Annotated in this window: 16 protein-coding genes and 1 tRNA gene; 12 read left to right on the plus strand and 5 right to left on the minus strand. The window is 39.3% G+C overall.

Features of this window, described 5'->3' with window-relative positions; all coding sequences use genetic code 11:
* Positions 1-90: 90 nt before the first annotated feature.
* Positions 91-345: a GlsB/YeaQ/YmgE family stress response membrane protein gene (locus tag AC3ANL_RS09085; RefSeq protein WP_488328899.1), complete on the minus strand. Its 255-nt coding sequence runs from the start codon at positions 343-345 to the stop codon at positions 91-93.
* 221 nt (positions 346-566) lie between these two features.
* Here AC3ANL_RS09085 and AC3ANL_RS09090 point away from each other — a divergent pair, with 221 nt between their 5' ends.
* The gene (locus AC3ANL_RS09090) at positions 567-893 is read left to right on the plus strand and encodes a YnfA family protein (RefSeq protein WP_488329689.1); all 327 of its coding nucleotides are present in this window, start codon (positions 567-569) and stop codon (positions 891-893) included.
* A gap of 61 nt (positions 894-954) precedes the next feature.
* Here AC3ANL_RS09090 and AC3ANL_RS09095 read toward each other — a convergent pair whose 3' ends face one another.
* Positions 955-2,022 carry a sulfite oxidase gene (locus AC3ANL_RS09095; RefSeq protein ID WP_488328900.1) on the minus strand — a complete coding sequence of 356 codons (1,068 nt, stop codon included), beginning with the start codon at positions 2,020-2,022 and terminating at the stop codon, positions 955-957.
* 218 nt (positions 2,023-2,240) lie between these two features.
* Between AC3ANL_RS09095 and AC3ANL_RS09100 the strand changes: the two genes are divergently transcribed.
* From AC3ANL_RS09100 to AC3ANL_RS09120, 5 genes are all read left to right on the plus strand, one after another.
* Entirely contained in the window at positions 2,241-2,630 is a 390-nt protein-coding gene (locus AC3ANL_RS09100; RefSeq protein ID WP_488328901.1) for a BlaI/MecI/CopY family transcriptional regulator, read from the plus strand.
* Entirely contained in the window at positions 2,630-4,426 is a 1,797-nt protein-coding gene (locus tag AC3ANL_RS09105; RefSeq protein ID WP_488328902.1) for a BlaR1 family beta-lactam sensor/signal transducer, read from the plus strand. The genes AC3ANL_RS09100 and AC3ANL_RS09105 overlap by 1 nt, the downstream gene beginning before the upstream one ends.
* A 121-nt stretch (positions 4,427-4,547) precedes the next feature.
* Positions 4,548-6,602 carry a peptidoglycan D,D-transpeptidase FtsI family protein gene (locus AC3ANL_RS09110; RefSeq protein ID WP_488328903.1) on the plus strand — a complete coding sequence of 685 codons (2,055 nt, stop codon included), beginning with the start codon at positions 4,548-4,550 and terminating at the stop codon, positions 6,600-6,602.
* A 353-nt stretch (positions 6,603-6,955) separates the two neighbouring features.
* On the plus strand, positions 6,956-7,870 hold the full coding sequence (bla, locus tag AC3ANL_RS09115) for a class A beta-lactamase (protein ID WP_488329690.1): 915 nt from the start codon (positions 6,956-6,958) through the stop codon (positions 7,868-7,870).
* A gap of 198 nt (positions 7,871-8,068) precedes the next feature.
* Positions 8,069-8,524, plus strand: a complete 456-nt coding sequence (locus AC3ANL_RS09120) for a GNAT family N-acetyltransferase (protein ID WP_488328904.1) — start codon at positions 8,069-8,071, stop codon at positions 8,522-8,524.
* A 101-nt stretch (positions 8,525-8,625) separates the two neighbouring features.
* On the opposite strand, the gene AC3ANL_RS09125 is transcribed toward AC3ANL_RS09120, so the two are convergent.
* A tRNA-Arg gene (locus tag AC3ANL_RS09125) sits at positions 8,626-8,699 on the minus strand.
* Between the two features lie 70 nt (positions 8,700-8,769).
* Positions 8,770-9,510 (minus strand): YwaF family protein, encoded by a 741-nt coding sequence (locus AC3ANL_RS09130; RefSeq protein WP_488328905.1) that lies wholly within the window; start codon positions 9,508-9,510, stop codon positions 8,770-8,772.
* Positions 9,511-9,764: 254 nt separating this feature from the next.
* Here AC3ANL_RS09130 and mutS point away from each other — a divergent pair, with 254 nt between their 5' ends.
* The 3 genes from mutS to AC3ANL_RS09145 all read left to right on the plus strand — a co-directional run bounded on the left by mutS (position 9,765) and on the right by AC3ANL_RS09145 (position 15,005).
* On the plus strand, positions 9,765-12,371 hold the full coding sequence (mutS, locus tag AC3ANL_RS09135; protein ID WP_488328906.1) for a DNA mismatch repair protein MutS: 2,607 nt from the start codon (positions 9,765-9,767) through the stop codon (positions 12,369-12,371).
* Positions 12,372-12,386: 15 nt separating this feature from the next.
* Entirely contained in the window at positions 12,387-14,342 is a 1,956-nt protein-coding gene (mutL, locus tag AC3ANL_RS09140; RefSeq protein ID WP_488328907.1) for a DNA mismatch repair endonuclease MutL, read from the plus strand.
* A gap of 210 nt (positions 14,343-14,552) precedes the next feature.
* The gene (locus AC3ANL_RS09145; RefSeq protein WP_488328908.1) at positions 14,553-15,005 is read left to right on the plus strand and encodes a hypothetical protein; all 453 of its coding nucleotides are present in this window, start codon (positions 14,553-14,555) and stop codon (positions 15,003-15,005) included.
* Between the two features lie 44 nt (positions 15,006-15,049).
* On the opposite strand, the gene mreBH is transcribed toward AC3ANL_RS09145, so the two are convergent.
* Positions 15,050-16,057, minus strand: a complete 1,008-nt coding sequence (gene mreBH / locus AC3ANL_RS09150) for a rod-share determining protein MreBH (protein ID WP_488328909.1) — start codon at positions 16,055-16,057, stop codon at positions 15,050-15,052.
* 357 nt (positions 16,058-16,414) lie between these two features.
* On the opposite strand from mreBH, the gene miaA reads away from it, so the two are divergent.
* The 3 genes from miaA to spoVK all read left to right on the plus strand — a co-directional run bounded on the left by miaA (position 16,415) and on the right by spoVK (position 18,746).
* A complete protein-coding gene (gene miaA, locus AC3ANL_RS09155; protein ID WP_488329691.1) occupies positions 16,415-17,341 on the plus strand; it encodes a tRNA (adenosine(37)-N6)-dimethylallyltransferase MiaA in 927 nt (308 codons plus the stop codon).
* Positions 17,342-17,367: 26 nt separating this feature from the next.
* Positions 17,368-17,598, plus strand: coding sequence for an RNA chaperone Hfq (gene hfq, locus AC3ANL_RS09160; protein ID WP_488328910.1), 231 nt, complete (start codon positions 17,368-17,370; stop codon positions 17,596-17,598).
* A 200-nt stretch (positions 17,599-17,798) separates the two neighbouring features.
* On the plus strand, positions 17,799-18,746 hold the full coding sequence (gene spoVK, locus AC3ANL_RS09165) for a stage V sporulation protein K (protein ID WP_488328911.1): 948 nt from the start codon (positions 17,799-17,801) through the stop codon (positions 18,744-18,746).
* Positions 18,747-18,856 lie beyond the last annotated feature (110 nt).

Consider the following 18,856-nt stretch of genomic DNA (forward strand, 5'->3'; position numbering starts at 1 on the left):
TAAAAAACGCTGTGTTATGATATTGTCCCGTGTGAATTGCCGGTAAACAATAGCAAACATAGCGTTTTTTTATTTTTATGACATAAATAGTTAATCCAATAACTTGGCAAATATACCTGCAACTATGACCACAATAATTGCACCAAGGAGAGCAGGAACTAATGAAAAGCCCGCAACTACTGGACCCCATGTCCCAAGTAAATACTGACCAATCCATGCTCCGACGAAGCCTGCAACTATTGCGCCTGCCCAACTTCCAGGCATATTAACTGGTGATAGCTTATCAGCAACAATCCCAATTATCATCGCAATAAGAACAGTAAGAATTAAAGTAACCACACTCATCGAATAAACCCCTTTTTAACAGCTTATTCAACATGATCCATGATTGTACCTACTTATAGTGAGAACTGCAAGGGTAGTTAGTTATGTTGGGCTAACTACCTTTTTTTATCTTTTTCTCACGGTAGAAAATTGCAAAAGTGCCTAAAAAAATTATGGCAAAAGCAGTTCAAATAGTATAAGTACTCGTGTTAGATTATAATTTTTATGAGGAGGTGGTTGTAATAACTTACACGATAATATTATTTATACTTGCGGGGATCGCTGAAATAGGTGGAGGCTATCTAATTTGGTTATGGTTACGAGAGGCTCATTCTTTTTGGTATGGTATTATTGGCGGTATTATTTTAGTTCTTTATGGGGTAATTCCAACATTTCAAAATTTCCCATCATTCGGTCGAGTATATGCAGCATACGGAGGTGTTTTTATCCTTCTATCTGTATTATGGGGATGGGCAATTGATAAAAAGACACCAGATACATACGATTGGATTGGAGCTATTATTTGTTTAATAGGGGTTTCAGTTATATTGTGGGCACCAAGACATTAAACAATTAATGAGGCTTAGAAAAAATGGTATTGTTATAAGGCTAACTGGTAAAAACAAAAAATTACTCAACTTTAACTTTAATACGATCTAAGGCGTTGTAGCCATACCCCTTTCTGTTCCACATCGGTTCTAATGGTTGGACATTGCCATTAGAATCTGTGGCTTTTGAAAGTATGGTGTATTCGCCTTTTATTTGTGCTTCCCATATATGCTTCCAACGAACCCAAACATATTTCTTGGGTGAGGTAGTTAGTTGGCATGTAACCCAGGTCTGGCCGCCATCAATACTAATTTCCACCTTTGCTATATTTCCTTTACCTGTCCAGGCAATCCCTCTAATTTCATAAATTCCAGTATGTAATAATTCCATATTTAATGGAAAATTGATGGTTGAGTTAACATTTATGGTTGTGACAGGAACTTTTCCATTATCGTTTTCTTTGTATGGATAGTAAACGTAATCAACAGCTTGAAAAGGTCCATTAAATACATGGTCAATGACACTAATTTTTTTAATCCATTTTACAGATGCCATCGCATACCATCCAGGGACAATTAATCTGAGGGGATACCCGTGCTTGAAGGAGATGGGCTGATTATTATATTCATATGCAATAATGGTATCTGGATCAAGGGCTTTTTCAATGGGTAAACTCCTTGAAAAATAGAATAATTGGTTAGAATCAGTCCTTTTACCAAAATCATAACCCTCAAAAACAATTTCTTTGGCAGTTTCGAGCAATCCGGTGTACTGCAATAAGGATCTTAAAGATACACCCTTCCAAAATCCTTGACTTATCGCTCCTTTCCCCCATTTCTCCCCATACACTTTTGGTTCAAATAGCTCACGCTTATCACCTGAACATTCTAAAACCACTTTTATCGTTTGTGAAGGCAATGAGTAAATTTCCTGTAAAGTAAAGACCTTAGGAGTGTCCACAAATCCTACAATTGGAAGAAAATAATAGGATGATGCAAAGTGGGGGTAAGGAAAATGATTCCTTCTATAAAATAGCTTTTCACTTACAAGATCGTCTGCAATAAAATGGATCGGTGTTTCCTGATTTTCAGGAACGAGCGTCTTTATAGTAAGGTTGGGTCTTACATTAGGCCGATGAGAATAATTCATATTACTACCTCCTTTAAAATGGAGCTGCTAGTATATGCATATGTGGTTTTTGAGAAATCATTCAACAGATAGGAACTAACTTATTGAGGTGAATGGTATAGAATAAATCCTCAGCACACGGGATTATTTACCTTAGGCTAAAGTACACGACAATGCTTTATATAATTGGACCATCTTGCTATAATAAATACTACAGATGTAAAAGTAGGAGGGTCATTATGAAAGATATTCCACAAATATCAGAAGCAGAATATGAAGTGATGAAAGTTATATGGAAATATGAGCCCATTTCGACTCCTGAGGTCGTTGAGAAATTATCGAAAAAGTGTGATTGGAAACCGAATACCATTCACACTATGCTGGCACGCCTGGTCAAGAAAAAGGCTTTACACGCAAGAAAAGATGGCCGAGTGTTTATTTATACTTCACTGGTTGAAAAACACGAATATGTTGGGCAAAAAAGTAAATCCTTTCTGCAGCAGTTTTTCGGAGGCACATTAAATTCAATGGTATTAAATTTTATTGAAAATGATCAGTTATCTAATGAAGATATTTCCGAATTAAAGAAAATTTTATCCATGAGGGATAAGAAAGAAGGGGAAAAATAATGGATACCATTCTACTGCGGATCTTATTAAGTACCGTCGTGGTATCCCTCTTGATTTTCATGATTCTCTTGATCAAAAGGCTATTTTCCAAACATTTGACGGTGAAAGCAAATTATCATATTTGGTATTTTCTTTTCATTCCAATTATAGCCTCCTTTTTACCTTGGAGTAATTTTCGTCTTGGAGAAGGAACCCAATATTTGAAAAGCTTGCTTTTTTTTCCTAAAGACGCAGCATCTAAGAGTGAAAGGTTCAATGGATTGGATCCTTCTCAGGCGCCAAACACCGATTTATTGCACGATTTCACGGTATCTGTGAACAAGTCAACGCCAGATTTCGTCACCCATACATTTTTTACGGTTTGGGTCATTGGAATGGTTCTTTTTGTTGGGGCTGCTGTTTATTCAAACTATCAAATCTATCAAATCAAAAAGTCAGCTGCGGCTGTTCATAACCAAAAGATAAATGAACTATTAGAAGCGTGTAAAGAGATGGTTGGGGTGAAAAGAAACATAAGGCTGCGGGAGACCTCTTTTATTACCTCGCCGATCACGTTCGGGATTTTTCAACCCTATATTTTTTTACCAAGCAAAACGCGAGCAGCATTCTCGTTAAATGAATTAAAATACGTGTTTTTGCACGAGCTGCACCATCATAAAAGCAAAGATGTGTTCGTTAATTACGTTATGTGGTTCTTTCATTTAATTTATTGGTTTAACCCAATCGTCTGGTATGCCTTAAAAAGGATACGAATCGATCGGGAATTGGCTTGTGATGCTTCCGTTCTAAATCTCTTGGATGAGAGCGGATATATCGAATATGGGCATACCATCATTCGGTTTGCGAATAAACAATCTGATCGGGATTATGGACAGTTTGCACCGGGAATTGGGGGAACAAAAACACAGATCAAACAAAGAATCCAGCGCATTGCAAGCTTCTCTAAAGATTCGCCATTATTGAAATGGAAAAGTAAAGTCATCTGTGCAGTTTTGGGGATTTTTGTACTTTTTATTGCTCCAATCACTACAGTCATTGCGAGTCCGGATGATGTGTATCATTTCAGTGAGAAGAATACGATTTACGAAGATTTAAGTTCCTATTTTAAGGGCTACAATGGCAGCTTTGTTTTATATGATGCCTCAAAAAAACAATATCAAATTTATAATCGAGAAATGAGTGAACAAAGAGTTTCTCCTAATAGCACCTATAAAATTTATTCTGCCTTATTTGCCCTGGAATCTAATGTGATTTCCCCGAATAACAATAAACAGGTTTGGGATGGGAATATTTATCCTTTTCAAGAATGGAATCAAAATCAAAATTTAACGACTGCAATGAGCCGTTCAGTAAATTGGTATTTCCAAAATACCGATCGAGAGGTAGGGAGGAAGCAGCTTCAGGAATATTTTCACAAGATAAAATACGGAAACGAGAACCTTTCAGGAAATTTGGATAGCTACTGGATGGAATCCTCTTTAAAAATATCGCCGATTGAACAGGTGCAACTATTGTATGCATTTGAAGAAAATCAATTTGGTTTTAAACAGGAAAATATTCAAGCGGTTAAACAAGCCATTTTCATTGATGAGCAAAAGAATGGACGGTTGTATGGTAAAACGGGAACCGGCATGCTTAATGGAAAGAATGTAAATGGCTGGTTTATTGGCTTTGTCGATAAAGGTGATAATCGTTTTTATTTCGTCATTAATATTCAAAATAAGGATGGGCAGGCCCAAGGAAGCAAGGCAGCGGAGATTGCCAAGCAAATCCTGCGTCATAAAAAGATATTTTAATAAATAACCCCAGAAAGGATGACCCTTCCTTTTTGGGACTTTCTGGTACAAAATACTACAATTGTAGTATTTATAGACGACCTTATTCACAAACTTCTCAGTATGAAAGGACTGATGTATTATGAAGCAAAAAAAGAAGAAAGAAGATATAGTAAAAAACCCAATTCGCTGGAGACTGAATGGTCTCTTTTTCATGGTCTTTGTTCTTTTCTCCACCCTGATTCTCAGGCTTGGTGTTATTCAAATTATCAAAGGGGAAGCCTATGCGGCTCAAACAGAGATGACGGATGTGACGCCCGTCAGCTATTCCGTTCCGCGCGGAAAAATATATGACACGAATCATAAGTTAGTAGTCTACAATATTCCAGAAAAAGCGATTATCTATACCCCGCCGAAAAACCCGCAGCCGGGCGAATTGCTTGAACTGGCTGAAAAGTTAGATACCTTTCTTGACATGAATGAGAAAGAGATCAATAAAGTGACCGATCGGGATTTGAAAGATATCTGGCTGTTGAAACATAACAATGGCACGGATTTAATCACAAAAAAGGAGGAGAAATTATACAAACAGGAAAAGCTGACCGACAAGGATTTATATCAATTGAAATTAGACCGAATTACTGAAACAGACATCCAGACTATAAACAAAAATATGACGGCCATCTACCGGGAGCTATCGTCCGCTATCGCTTTAACCCCGACGATGATTAAAAACGAAAATGTAACTGATGAAGAATATGCAAAAGTAAATGAAAATCTGGAAAACCTGCCGGGAGTGGATGGCACGACCGATTGGAAGCGGGGACGCACCTACGGGAAAACGTTTTGGAATATGCTTGGGGAAGTAACAAGTGCAGATGAAGGACTTCCTGAAGAAAAAGTAGATTACTATATGGCTAAAGGGTACAAACTGAATGACCGAGTGGGAAAAAGTTATATTGAAGAGTTTTATGACGACATTTTACAGGGCAAAAAGGAAAAGGTAAAGACGGTGACCGATCAAAATGGAAATGTGGTGAGTACAGAGACTGTATCGGAAGGGCAGAGCGGCAAGGATATTGTTCTGACCATTGATATGGAGTTCCAAGCCCAAGTGGAAAAAATCATGCAGGAAGAGTTAGTGAATGCGATCCAAAAGCCGCATACGGATACCCTTGACACTGCCTTTGTCGTGGCAATGGAACCGAAAACAGGCCGCATTCTAGCGATGTCAGGAAAAGTGTATAATAGGCAGTCCCGGGAGTTTACGGATTTTACACCGGGAACCTTCACTTATGCGTTTGAACAGGGGTCCGTCGTTAAAGGGGCCACCGTATTAACCGGATACCAAACGGGTGTCAGGGATTTCGGAGAAATAGACTTGGATGAAGTTATGCGATTTAAGGGATCGGGCACCTTTTCCTCTTACCAAGTCATGAATAGAATTAACGAATTAGAGGCATTAGAGCGTTCATCAAATGTTTATATGTGGAAAACTGCGATTGAAATTATGGGCGGCAAGTATGTCCCCAATGGCACATTGAATATCGATCCGAAAAAAATTGAAACCATCCGCTATTATTTCAACCAATATGGTTTGGGGATTCCGACCGGTATAGGTTTTGATAACGAAACGGCGGGAATTAAAGGAACCAATCCAAGCACCTACTTTCAAATTGCTATCGGACAATTAGATACTTATACACCGATGCAAATTGCCCAGTATATTACAACGATTGCCAATGGAGGATACCGGATGAAGCCCCAATTGGTGAAGGAGATTCGCGAACCCAATAAGAATGGCAATGGTCCGGGCAATGTAATCGATGAAATCGAACCAGTGGTGCTGAATCAGGTGGATATGAGTGAGGAGATGCTTAAGCGGGTTCAACAAGGTTTTTGGTTGGTTACCCATGGTTCCAAAGGAACAGCGAGGGGCTATTTTAAAGACGAACCGTACAATGCCGCGGGTAAAACCGGGACCTCGGAATCCTATAAAAATGGGGTGAAGACTTGGAATCTTTCTTTTGCTGGGTATGCCCCATTCAATAATCCCGAGATTGCCATTGCAGTTATTGTGCCAAATGCTTACCGTGATGGTTATGCTCAACCGCACAGTGCAGCCAATATCATCAGCCAGCGGGTTTTTCGATCATATTTTGACCTTAATGAAAAAGGACAGCCAACTTCAAAATGAGATTGACATCTTTTTATTACACGTGTAGTATTAAATACGCAACAAATACTACGTTTGTAGTATTTTGTGTGTAAGCTAATTTTACGCATGTAATCAATATTGAAGAAAGGAGGAAATTCTCCTCTAGCATTTCGGGGGAGCATAAGGTTATGAAAGTGATATTGAAATTAGCTGCAAACTGCAAAAATTTTTCATTCCGTAAATAATAGAATTGAATTAGTAAGCAATACACAATTTTTAGGATCAGCTGGTTAACAGCCGATTGGTGTTAATCAAAACATAATGATTAAACCCACTTATTCTATTAATAGAAAGAGGTTAAGATCTTGAAGAAAACACATAACATTTTCAGCATGAATAATATTATATTTGCCCTGCTTGTGCTAGTGGTTGCCATTGTACCCCTTGCCGGCTGGTCGATGACCACCAATAATCATTCTGACAAGCCCGAAAAGGCAGTCAAGAAAACACCAGCACCCCATATACACCGTGAGTTTGCACAACTCGAGGGCAAATTTGACGCCCGGCTCGGAGTCTATGCGATTGATACCGGTACAAATCGGACCGTTGCCTATCGGCCTGATGAGCGGTTCGCTTACGCATCCACCTTCAAAGCTTTAGCCGCAGGTGCATTGCTGCAGCATTACTCAATTGATCAACTCGACGAGTTAGTCACATACACCCGCGATGACATCGTATCGTATTCACCCGTTACAGAGCTTCACGTAGACACCGGGATGACGCTTCGGGAAGTTATCGAGGCTGCTGTCCGATATAGCGACAACACCGCTGGGAACCTTTTATTAGAAAAATTAGGAGGACCCGAGGGATTTGAAACAGCGCTTAGACAGATTGGCGATAACGTTACCCAGGTTGATCGGTACGAGCCGGATTTGAACTCAGCTGTTCCTGGAGATACTCGTGACACCAGTACACCAAAAGCACTTGCTACGAGCCTCCAGGCTTTCGCAGTCAGTGACTTGCTCCCTGCTGAAAAACGTACGATCCTGACAGATTGGATGCGTGGAAATGCAACTGGAGATGCATTGATCCGTGCTGGTGCACCAACAGGCTGGGAAGTCGATGATAAGAGCGGGGCAGGAAGCTATGGAACGCGGAATGACATTGCGATTGTTTGGCCGCCGAATAGAGCTCCCATTGTCATCGCAGTTCTATCCAGGCGCGATACACAGAATGCCGCCTATGACAATGCGCTTATCGCAGAAGCTGCCAAGGTGGCACTTAACGCTCTGAAGTGGGACAAATAATTAAATTTACTCATCCCAATTCTCAATTGCATCAGTAAACAGACTTGTCATTCAGTCATCATATACTATCATTAGAAAGATTTAGTATGTGCTGACTGATTTTTTTCTATATAATAATAGAAATGGGGGTTATATGTAACCGATTTCAAAAGTTCTAGCATCTTTTAAAAAATATACGATAACAAAGGGAATTTTAATATGAAAATAATAAGTGTAAGGGAACATCCAGAATATAAAGAAAAAGCAATAAAGTATTTTCAGAGTATATGGGCAAACGAAAACAGTATGAAAGTATATGAAGATTGTATTGCACATGGGATAACAACCGATAGTCCACTTCCTATTTGGTATTTATTGGAGGACTTAGGTGAAATTATTGGTTGCGCGGGTCTTATTAGTAATGATTTTATTAGTCGTATGGATTTATGGCCTTGGATTTGTGCTCTTTATATTGAAAAAAGGTATCGTGGAAGGTCTTTGGGTAAAAAACTTCTTTTGCGTGCTAAAGCTGATGCAGAAAAAGCAGGATTTAATAAAGTTTACCTTTGCACGGACCACGTTGGATACTACGAAAAATATGGGTTTACATATATAGGTGACGGATATCATCCTTGGGGAAGCAAATCAAGAATTTATGAGATTTATACAGAATAATAAAACCTGCAAGGTAATTTTTATTTTCGGCAAATTTTCGGCAACCACCAAACAATTATTTAAACCAAAATAAAAAGCCTTGAATGATCAAGGCTTTTGTACGTCCCAGAGAGGATTCGAACCTCCGACCTACAGTTTAGGAAACTGTTGCTCTATCCTACTGAGCTACTGAGACACTTATTAGGAACCTTATTTATTATAATGAGTTAATCGAAAAAGGTCAATAAAAAGTTCAGTTCATATTATTAAATGGACTGTTCACTGACGACTTCCGTTTTGTTTACCGTTGTCTTTTCTCGGAAAATGAACCAAACGATTAAACTCAATACGATTAATAAACCTTCTAACGATAAAATATACCATGGGTATGGGCCGAGAACATCTAATAAACTCGGACTTGTTGGTTTGTGGCTTAAGAACATATAGTTACCACCGACTAACTTGTTGATAAACATAATAATCGGCAGCAAAACATTCAAAAAAATAAACAACTTTAAGACGGACCAGACGGTTGGCCGATATCCCTTCACCCACGTAAAATAGAGAGGGATCCAAATGCTCATCATATGAGTATAAAAGAAATGAAAAAATCGAAAATGTGGAAAGTCATAAGTTAATAAGGGTGTAACCAAAGCTTGTGATGCCCCAAGTAAGGCAGTAAATAATAAAATCTCGTAGATGATCTTTTTCCTAGTCAGTAATAAAAATACTGTTAGAATAAGGCTGATGCTGCACAGCTCAAGCGGGATGGCATGACTGACATTCCAGCTTCCATTAATAAACATCCATATATGGTAGGTGATTTCCATGATGATCAATGAAATGGCTGCCCCGATTTCTGCTCGTCTCCAAACCTTATCCTTTAACCTATCCCTAAATATAAAAATAATTACCGAAACGAGAAATAGGATAAATAAGACAACAAAGTGACTGACTGAAAACATCTGAAAATCAAAGTTTTTGTTACTTCGGCCAAACCACTCCATAATGACACCATCCTTTTATCGGAATCTTATCATGATTTACTTTCGGAATTAGTCGAAATTTAGATGTGTTTATCATTTCAATAGATTTATTCAGTAATCCTTTTAAACTGGCAAATATTCATCGGGTGCCTGACACCCACGGTATGTGATATAATAGTATGTCGAAGTAAATCGAAATATGAAAAGCGAAAGCTTGACTTTTATGAAGTTTAAAAGATATATTTACAAAATTGATTAAAACCGTGGAGGTCATTATGGCTGCTTATACGCCGATGATACAGCAATATTTAACCGTTAAGGCAGATTATCAAGATGCCTTTTTATTTTTTCGCTTAGGCGATTTTTACGAAATGTTTTTTGACGATGCCGTAAAAGCATCACAAGAATTAGAGATTACCTTAACGAGCCGCGAGGGCGGTTCCGATGAACGAATTCCGATGTGCGGCGTTCCCTATCATGCAGCCGCTAACTATATTGAACAGTTGATTTCAAAAGGCTATAAAGTCGCAATTTGTGAGCAAATGGAAGACCCAAGACAAACAAAAGGTATGGTGAAACGGGAAGTTGTCCAACTAATCACACCAGGTACCGTGATGGATGGAAAAGGATTATCGGACAAAGAGAACAACTATCTGGCCTCGATTACAGCCTTTGACGATCAAACCTATGGTTTTGCCTACAACGACATCTCAACCGGTGAGAGCCGGGTTACACTTCTTTCCAATAATTTTGATGAAGTGCTAAACGAATTGGCCGTCTTAAGTGCCAAAGAAGTAGTCATTGCCAGCAATTTTGATGGTGAACTGCAAAAGAAAATGCGCGAACGCGATGTGCTGGCGATTTCCTTTGAGGATAATAGTTCAATAGATATCAATTTTTCTCAGCTGTTGGGAGCCCTTAATCAAGATAAATTAAAGCTTACCGTGGCTAGGCTGTTTAACTATTTATTCCGGTCGCAAAAACGAAGCCTTGACCACCTGCAGCCTGTTACGACGTATCAAATTCATCAATATATGAAAATTGATTACTATTCAAAACGAAATTTGGAATTAACCGAGACAATTCGTTCCAAAGGAAAGAAAGGTTCCTTATTATGGCTGCTTGATGAAACGAAGACAGCGATGGGCGGAAGGATGCTCAAACACTGGATCGACAGACCGTTGATTAAACAAGCAGACATCGAGTACCGGCATAACCTTGTTGACGTGTTAATCAATCATTATTTTGAGCGTCAGGAACTTCGTGAAAAATTAACGGAAGTCTATGATTTAGAGCGATTAGCAGGCCGGGTGGCATTTGGAAATGTCAATGCCCGCGATTTAGTCCAATTAAAGCGCTCATTAATGCAGGTTCCTTTTTTAAAACAAATCCTTCAAGGTATGCAAAATGAACAAATGAATGAAATGGTAGAATTGCTTGACCCTTGTGAAGAAGTCACAGATATCCTGGAGCAAGCGATTGTGGAAAATCCTCCGCTTTCATTAAAAGAAGGAAACATCATTCGTGACGGTTACCATGATCAGCTGGATCAATACCGTGATGCCAGCCGGAACGGAAAGAACTGGATCGCCCAACTTGAGCGTGAAGAACGTGAGAAAACCGGCATTAAATCTTTAAAGGTTGGTTATAATCGTGTATTTGGCTATTATATTGAGGTCACCAGGGCAAATCTGCATTTGTTAACAGAAGGCCAATATGAGCGTAAACAGACTTTAACGAATGCAGAACGATTTATTACACCAGAATTAAAGGAAAAAGAAGCATTAATTTTACAAGCAGAAGAAAAATGCGGTGAGCTCGAATATGAGTTATTTACCGAGATTCGCGAGATTGTTAAGGAACAAATTCCGCGCCTGCAGGCATTGGCCAAAACCGTTAGTACCCTAGATGTGCTGCAATGCTTTGCCCAGGTGAGTGAAGAGCGCCGCTATGTAAAACCGCACTTTTCAAATGAGCGCAAGGTTGTCATTAAGGATGGACGCCATCCCGTAGTCGAAAAGGTTTTAAACGCGCAAGAATATGTGCCAAACGACTGCTTTATGGATAGCGACCGAGAAGTCATGCTAATCACTGGTCCGAATATGTCTGGTAAAAGTACGTATATGCGGCAAATTGCTTTGATTGCTATTTTAGCGCAAGTCGGCTGTTATGTTCCGGCGTCAGAAGCAGTGCTGCCGATATTTGACCAGGTTTTTACCCGGATTGGTGCAGCAGATGATCTCATTTCAGGTCAGAGTACGTTTATGGTTGAAATGCTGGAAGCAAACAATGCGATTACCCATGCAACACAAAACAGTTTAATTTTATTTGATGAAATTGGCCGTGGAACCTCCACCTATGATGGAATGGCCCTTGCGCAGGCTATAATTGAATATATTCATGAGCGGATTGGGGCAAAAACCTTATTTTCCACTCACTATCACGAGCTTACCGTTTTGGATCAAGAACTATCAAAGCTTAAAAATATTCACGTCAGTGCGATTGAGCACAATGGCAAAGTTGTTTTTCTTCATAAAATTAAAGAAGGACCGGCTGATAAGAGTTACGGAATTCATGTCGCACAGCTTGCCGAATTACCAACGGAATTAATAAACCGGGCGAGTGAGATTTTAGCGGCCCTTGAGCAGACAGAAGTTCAGCCAACCACACCTTTAAAAAAAGAAGCAGTTGTAAGCGAAGAAAAGCATCAGGAACAACTGGCCCAGCTATCCTTTTTCGATGAGCCGAAGGGGCCGAAAAAAGTGGAACCTTCTTCTAAAGAAAAGCGTGTATTAGAGAAAATAAAAGAAATTGATTTATTAGATGTTACACCACTACAGGCGATTAACCTGCTGTATGAACTCCACAAAAAGTTAAAGTAGGGGGTGCCATATATTATGGGAAAGATTATTCAATTAGATGATGCCCTGTCAAACAAAATAGCCGCGGGTGAAGTGGTTGAACGGCCCGCCTCTGTTGTAAAAGAACTCGTAGAAAACGCGATTGATGCCGGCAGTACAGTGATTGAAATTGAGATAGAAGAAGCAGGACTTGCTAAAATCCGAATTACCGATAACGGGTACGGGATTGAAGAAGAAGATGTATTACTCGCCTTTCAACGCCATGCTACCAGCAAAATCAAGAATGAAAATGATTTATTCAGAATTCGTACGCTTGGCTTCCGTGGTGAAGCCCTACCTAGTATTGCATCCGTCTCCAGGCTCGAAATGAAGACCTCCACGGGCGAAGGAGCGGGAAACCGAGTGGTGATTGAAGGCGGGAAAGTCGAAACCTTTGAAAAAGCTTCGGCGAGACGTGGGTCTGATATCACGATCACAGATCTATTTTACAACACGCCTGCCCGCTTAAAGTACATGAAAACCATTCACACAGAGCTTGGCAACATTACCGATGTTGTCAACCGGCTGGCCCTGTCCCATCCAGAGGTGGCCTTCCGTTTAATTCATAATGAGCGAAAGCTGCTTCATACGAACGGAAACGGGGATGTTCGCCAGGTGCTAGCTTCGATTTACGGAATGGCTATAGCGAAGCAGCTGGTGCCGATTACCGGACAGTCACTTGATTACAAGATTAGCGGTTATGCATCCATGCCAGAAGTGACAAGAGCCTCGAGGAATTATATTTCTACGATGATTAATGGCCGATTTATTAAAAATTATCCGTTGGCGAAGGCGATTCAGGAAGGCTACCATACCTTGCTTCCGATTGGCCGGTTTCCGATTGTTTTGATGAATATTGAGATGGATCCATTGCTTGTCGATGTCAATGTTCATCCCTCAAAAATGGAAGTTCGCATTAGTAAGGAAGCGGAATTGAATGAGCTTGTCACAACGATTATTAAAGAAGTCTTTAAATCGAAAATCTTGATTCCGACAGCTTATACACAGGTGAAAAAGGAAGAAGTAAAATCCGAGCAAACGGCGTTAATACTTGATGAAGGTACCCAGCTGCAGGCTAATAATAAATCAACAAATTGGAACTGGACGGCTCCTCAGCAAACCATCCAAGAGTCGCGAACACTCCCGGTTCCACAAGATGAAAATGTTCCTGCAGATTTTGATAAGAGAGATGACACACCTATTTGGGAGTCAAAAAGTCCATTTGCCCAACCTTCTAGTAGGAATTCTGAACCGTTTTTTGAAACAAATCAGGAAACATTTGAAGATCATCAATTGAATGATCAGGGTACTCATAATCTTGAAAATGATCAATTTAATTCTCCTGTTTTGAATACCGATCAAACAAATAGCCGGATTCCACGACTCTATCCAATTGGACAGATGCACGGGACGTATATTTTTGCCCAGAATGAAAACGGGTTATATATCATTGATCAGCATGCGGCACAGGAGCGTCTAAAGTATGAGTACTTTCGTGAAAAAGTTGGTCAGGTTTATTCAGAATTGCAGGAAATGCTTGTCCCATTAACATTCGAATATTCAACAGATGAGTTTGTAAAAATTACAGAGAATTTAAGTGAGCTTGAAAAGGTTGGAGTGTTTCTCGAGGAATTCGGTTTGAATAGTTTCATCGTCCGATCCCATCCACAATGGTTTCCTAAAGGGGAAGAAAAGCAGATTATTGAGGATATGATCGAGCAGCTTTTATCGATGAAAAAAGTCGATATTAAAAAACTACGTGAAGAAGCAGCGATCATGATGAGCTGCAAGGCCTCGATAAAAGCAAATCGCCATTTGCGCAACGATGAAATCCAAGCCCTTCTCGATGATTTGCGGAAAGCTTCAGACCCGTTCACGTGTCCACATGGAAGACCGATTATCGTCCATTACTCTATTTATGAAATGGAGAAAATGTTTAAACGGGTAATGTAATAGGAAATAAGATAAGGGTACAGAATCGCTTCGATTCTGTACCCTTTTTGTATGTTTGTTTATAGCTAAGGACACAAAGATTGAAAAAATTTATAAAAACTCTTCTAACCGAAGATGTTTTAGTGTAAAATTACACTAAAAGGAACGTGAAATCGTTTGCTTACATGAATTTGAAAATAAAAAAAGTCATGGTAAAAAGGGGGAAAGCCATTGGTTGTTTTCAGCTTGTTAATGACATTTTTACCTGCTGTGATCATTATTTTTGTAATTGTTTATGCTGTGAAGAATAAAGAAAAAGGGGATGAAAAGGTGATACGACACCTGTATACGTATTTGGTTTTGTTCGCAACGCTAATGATGGTTATAGGCGGAGGGATTTCTATTTTTATGGCTGCTGCTGATTTAATAAGTCCGCCAGCATATTATCAAAATTATGAGGATTTTAAGCAAATTAGAGAAGATGGAAAAGTGAAAGGTGAGAATGATAAGCTTCTTTCCGAAAAAGATATCCGTGCCAGTTATGAACAGTCAGTAAAAGATGAACAGAACCGGATAAAAGAAAGTGCAAAAAATCAAATCATCAAAAGCCTTGGTTTTATCGTGATTCCGTTACCAATATTCCTTTACTTTAATAATAGGAGAAAAAGAAATAGTGATGAATAGGTTAAGGCTGCAGGTTTATCCCTGCAGCCTTTTTTGACTCTGTTTTATTTCACAGCAGCCGGTATTTTGTTGATAAACTGTAGTGCTTGTCCAGTTCCTACTGCCACGGACTCAAGTGGATTTGGAGCGAGCTGAACAGGTACAACGATTTCCTCACTAAGCCATGCTTCCATACCGTTAAGAAGGGCACCACCACCGGTTAAAATCACACCGCGATCGACAATATCACCGCTTAGTTCGGCAGGACAGTCTTCAAGTGTTGCTCGAATCGCTTCTAATATATGCAAAAGTGCCTCTTTAATTGCATTACGAACTTCATAGGATGAAAGATTAATGGTTTTTGGTAGCCCTGTTACTAGGTCACGGCCCCGGACTTCCATCGTAAGTTCTTCATGGTCAATAAGGGCATAACCAATTTGCATTTTAATATTTTCAGCTGTCCGTTCTCCAATCAACACATTGTATTCCTTGCGGACATGTTGAATAATATCATCATCAAAGCGGTCTCCGCCAACTTTAATAGAATGGTAGGCGACCACGCCTCCGAAGGAAATAATCGCCACTTCGGTATTCCCTCCGCCAATGTCTACCACCACGTTGGCAACCGGTTCATCCACTGGCAGCCCAGCCCCAATTGCTGCCGCAACGGACTCTTCAATTAACGTTATTTTTTTCGCACCCGCATTTCTTACTGCATCCTGAATGGCTCTTTGTTCCACACTAGTCGAACCAGACGGAATACTTACCACAACATTTGGTTTACGGATACCAAAACCGATTTTTTTAGATGCCTTTTTTAACATGTGCTTCAACATTTCGGTTGTCATGTCAAAATCAGCAATAACGCCATCCTTTAATGGGCGAATCGCAACAATTTTTTCTGGTGTTTTCCCAATCATTTCTTTCGCTTCGATTCCAACAGCTACGACATTTTTCGTTTCTGTATCGATGACCACTACAGACGGCTCATTAAGAGCGATGCCTTTATTTTTACTATAAATCAATATATTTGCTGTTCCTAAGTCAATTCCAATATCATAAGTAGTAAGCATTCTGTTCACCTTATTCCTTAGTTTTAATACTCCATAACCTACGTTATAGCCTACCATGAATTTGGGGGTGGAAAGCGCTTTGTAAATGAACCGTTATGGTTTTGTAAACTTACAGGAAATATTTTGTAAACTTACAGGAAATATTTATCATCTTTGAAATAAAAATGGATATACTAAATTCGTTCGATCAAAACGCATAGAAAAGAAATTTTTTGTATATACTTATTTGATGTTCAACTGCTTTTCAAAATTGTGTTAGGATGAAGGGGTGGAAGCAGAAGCAAAGTAAGTCTTTCACTGAATATCGTAAAAGGCAGTGTGAAAATATTGGAGTCGAAACAAAAATTAATTGTGATCATGGGCCCAACCGCAGTCGGAAAAACAAGATTAAGTATTGAAATGGCCAAACGTTTTAATGGTGAAATCATCAGCGGGGATTCCATGCAGATCTATCGTGGTATGGATATTGGGACAGCGAAAATAACGAAAAATGAAATGGAGGGTATCCCCCACCATTTAATCGATATAAAAGAGCCATCTGAAAATTTCTCTGTTGCTGAGTTTCAACTGCTTGTCCGTGCTAAAATTAATGAGATTGCCCAAAAAGGTAAGCTTCCCATCATTGCAGGCGGGACAGGGTTGTATATTCAGTCCGTTATCTTTGATTATCAATTTTCTGATGTGCCAGGTGATGAATCCTTTCGAATGCAACAGGAAGAGCGAGCCAAGGAAATTGGGAATGAGGCGCTGCACAAAGAATTAATGGAAGTTGATCCTAGCAGTGCGGCTCAAATCCATCCCAATAATGTTCGAAGAGTGATCCGTGCCCTTGAGATATTCCATCTAACAGGGAAAACAACGCAAGAATTCCAGAAGACACAACAGCCTGATTTGTTATATGATGCGGCACTTATTGGTTTAACGATGGAACGGGAAACACTGTATGAACGCATTAATACGAGAGTCGACTTAATGTTGGCTGAAGGACTGCTAGCGGAGGTAAAAAGCTTATATAATCAAGGCTTACGTGATTGTCAATCGATCCAAGCTATCGGCTATAAAGAAATTTATGACTATTTAGACGGTAATGTAACAAAAGAAGAAGCTGTAACACAGTTAAAACAAAATTCAAGAAGATATGCAAAAAGACAATTGACTTGGTTTCGGAACAAAATGGATGTAGAATGGTTTGATATGACAGATGTGAAAAATTTCGCAAAAAAAATAGCGGAAATTTCTCATTATGTTGAAGGAAAGCTTAAAGTAAAATCGAATACATATTAGTAGAGATAAAAGAGGAGGATATACAAATGAAAACAACGATTAATATTCAAGACCAATTTTTAAACCAGTGCCGTAAGGACAATATCAATGTGACGGTGTTTCTTCTAAACGGTTTTCAATTAAGAGGTCAAATTAAGGGCTTTGATAATTTTACTGTTCTTTTTGAATCAGAGGGGAAGCAGCAGTTAGTATATAAACATGCCATTTCAACCTTTGCACCGCAAAAAAATGTTCACCTTGAACTTGAAAACCAATAAAAGACAGATTTAAAATGGAGCCCATTGCCGATGGGTTCTTTTTTTTGCTATAAGAGATACCACGGGGAAAACTTTTTTAATGATTTCCACTTGTCGTGAATACACATAGTATGAAGGATTATGCCTAACCAAATACACTTCTAAGTAGCTTATATTTTGCTACCTTACGTATACTGTTTGCAGAATGAGAGGTGAAAGCTTTGGATCAACCGATACGTATGAAAAGTAACGGCCAAATAAAGGTGGTACTCAACTCACATGAAAGAAAAACAGTCACAAAAGAGATACCAGATTTTCAAGTTGTTCCAAAGGTCATCCCCCCCGAGCATACGGCACTAAAGGAAATTGAAGAAGAACTCGGGGCTTTGGTTGGCATGGAAGAAATGAAACGAATGATAAAAGAAATTTATGCATGGATTTACGTGAACAAGAAGCGTGAGGAAATGGGACTAAGGGCAAGAAAGCAAGCCCTCCATATGATGTTTAAAGGGAATCCGGGAACAGGGAAAACAACCGTTGCCAGGTTAATAGGAAAGTTGTTTCAAAAAATGAATGTCCTCTCAAAAGGCCATTTAATTGAGGCGGAGCGGGCGGATCTTGTGGGCGAATATATCGGCCATACTGCGCAAAAAACAAGAGACTTAGTTAAGAAAGCTCAAGGCGGGATTCTCTTTATTGATGAAGCATACTCGTTAGGCCGTGGCGGGGAAAAGGATTTTGGCAAGGAAGCCATCGATACACTGGTCAAACATATGGAGGATAAACAGCATGAATTTATACTGATTCTGGCAGGCTATTCCCGAGAGATGGATTACTTTTTAACCTTAAATCCTGGTTTGCATTCTCGCTTCCCTTTAGTCATTGACTTCCCAGATTATAATATTGACCAGTTAATGGATATTGCCAGCCGGATGTTAATCGAAAGAGAGTATACCCTTAGTCATGAAGCAGAAAAAAAATTACGCGATCATTTAATTTGGGTGAAGGCTGTATTAAACCCAAATAGTTTTTCAAACGGCAGGTACGTCCGTAATGTGATTGAAAAATCCGTACGGGCCCAAGCGATGAGACTGTTAATGCTAAATAGCTATGATCGGCATGAATTAATGACCCTTAGAAGCAATGACCTTATTTTTGAGGAAGATTAATCAACGAATCGGCAGGAATATGAACCTGTCGTTTTTTTTATGTAAGAAAGGGGGAATTAGTATTATATAAGGGATATTTGGTATGATGAACAATAGAGCTTGATGGGAAG

The sequence above is a fragment of the Neobacillus sp. DHD-1R genome (assembly GCF_057747995.1).